We start from the raw sequence: 1,914 nt of genomic DNA, 5'->3' as shown, positions 1-1,914 counted from the left end.
CCCCCACCCTCCGGACACCTCACCCCACCGGCATACCGCAGGGATCATGAACCGCCACCACCCGACAACGACCCGAAAACCTCAGTACCTGGCCCGACACCGTCGGGGCGAGGCACGGTCCCACGCCGCCAGCATGGCGGAACCAGCGCGTCCCCACGGCCGCAGAGACCCCGATCTCAACCGCTGCGTCCTGAGAGCTCACCCCGCGTGCGATCGCCTGCCAGAACCGGACGCGATCCTCACGCCACGCGACGGTCGGCCGCCCTGGCGAGGGAATCTGCCCGCGATACAACCGCGCAGCCTGCTGCCGCTTACCCACCCACACCAGCAACACCTCCAACTACAGGAGGTGTTGTGACGACCAGTTGAATCCGCCCTGGCAGCCACGGTCTGAGTGAAAGATCACCGGCCGGGTCGGGCGGCGTCGGCGGCAGGCGGACTGGAGAGGGTCCGCGACCAGTTCGGTGCGCAGGTGGTCGGCTGTGGCCCAGCCGACGACGCGACGGGAGGCGATGTCGATGACGGTTGCCAGATAGAGCCAGCCCTCGTCGGTGGAAGCGTAGGTGATGTCACCGCACCAGCGGGTGTCGAGGCCGTCCGGGTCAGGAGCGAAGTCCCGGACGACGAGAACGGGCCGGACGGCGGCCCGCGGGTCGGGGATCGTCGTCAGCTGCCGTCGCCTGCGGCGTCGGCCCTGCAGCCCGGCGCCTCGCATCAGTCTGGCGATCCGGCGCCGTCCGCAGCCCTCGCCCTGTCGTTGCAGGACGGCGTGGATGCGCGGGGACCCGTAGGTCCCGCGGGACCGCTCGTGGACTTCGGTGATCTTCTCGGTCAGCTCGGCATCGCGCACCGCCCTCGGACCGGGCCCGCCAGTGCGGCGGGCATAGAAGGCGGCTCGGGAGACCTGCAGCAGTTCACACGCGCGCTTGACGTTGTGACCGTCTCGCTTCTCCGCCTCGATGAACGGGTGCACCGTCACCGGGTCTCCTTCGCGAAGAAAGCCGTGGCCCGCTTGAGGACCTCCACGTCCTCCCGCAGCCGGCGGTTCTCCCGCCGCAGCGCGGCCAGCTCCTCGCGTTCGCTGCTGGTCAGCCCATCGCGCTCGCCCGCGTCGGTCTCCGCCTGGCTCACCCACAGCCGCACCGCGGTCTCGGTCAGGTCGAAGTCCTTGGCCACCTGGCCGACCGAGCGGTCACCGCGTCGGCACAGCTCGACGATCTCGGCCTTGAACTCCGGCGTGAACGAACGCGAGACCGAGGCTTCTTCTTCCTCATGCTCTCCATGATGGACATCCTCCCGGGGCCGAACCCCTGATCTCGGATGTCCGCCAAAGCGGATCAAGCCCAGTCACGTAAGATCGGAAACCCAGGGGCTCTGGGCATGGCTGTCATGGTTGAGACCGCTCGATGGCTCAAGGCACTTGGCCACCCGGAGCCCCGTGACGACTCGACCGCCAATGGGTAGATGCGACTCCGATCGCTGCTGTAGGACAACGTCGGCGAGGTCGTCTGCGGGATCGATGTGACGGCGAGCTGGCGGAGGGGAACGTGCCGGAGATCTGGGCCGGAGTGGACATCGGCAGACGCATCACCACTGCGTGGTGATCAATGCGGAGGGCAAGCGCCTGCTGTCCCGAGCCGGGTCTCGAACGACGAAAGTGAACTTCTCGCCCTGATCGGCGATGTCCCGGAAATATCCCGGGACGTGCTGTGGGCCGTCGACCTCAACCACGGCGGGGCCGCGCTGCTGATCGGCCTGCTGGTCAACCACAGCCAACCGGTCGCCTATCTCACCGGCCTGGCCGTCCATTCCCATGAGTCTTTTCAACGGTGAGCCTCCAGGGTGAGGATGGCCTTTGTGGTTGACGTGAGTGCGTTCGGGCTGAGTCTGGCCTTGCGGAGGATCCGCCAGGTC

The 1,914-nt window shown here is 67.8% G+C and carries 2 protein-coding genes and 2 pseudogenes; 1 reads left to right on the top strand and 3 read right to left on the bottom strand.

Translation table 11 applies throughout. The features are described from left to right. Positions 1-82: 82 nt before the first annotated feature. The 3 genes and pseudogenes from ACZ7GZ_RS43205 to ACZ7GZ_RS43195 all read right to left on the bottom strand — a co-directional run. A pseudogene (locus ACZ7GZ_RS43205) lies at positions 83-325 on the bottom strand (IS30 family transposase); the annotation flags it as partial. Between the two features lie 15 nt (positions 326-340). Further along, positions 341-979, bottom strand: coding sequence for an IS3 family transposase (locus ACZ7GZ_RS43200; protein ID WP_471033332.1), 639 nt, complete (start codon positions 977-979; stop codon positions 341-343). Next, positions 976-1,341, bottom strand: a complete 366-nt coding sequence (locus ACZ7GZ_RS43195; protein ID WP_471033331.1) for a transposase — start codon at positions 1,339-1,341, stop codon at positions 976-978. Before ACZ7GZ_RS43195 ends, ACZ7GZ_RS43200 begins: the two co-directional genes overlap by 4 nt. Positions 1,342-1,547: 206 nt before the next feature. Between ACZ7GZ_RS43195 and ACZ7GZ_RS43190 the strand changes: the two are divergent. Further along, a pseudogene (locus ACZ7GZ_RS43190) lies at positions 1,548-1,809 on the top strand (IS110 family transposase); the annotation flags it as partial. Positions 1,810-1,914: the final 105 nt, after the last annotated feature.

The organism is Streptomyces sp. NPDC037288 (assembly GCF_055603265.1).
The sequence above is the reverse complement of the archived record's forward strand: the minus strand, read 5'-3'. Positions and strand labels throughout refer to the sequence as shown.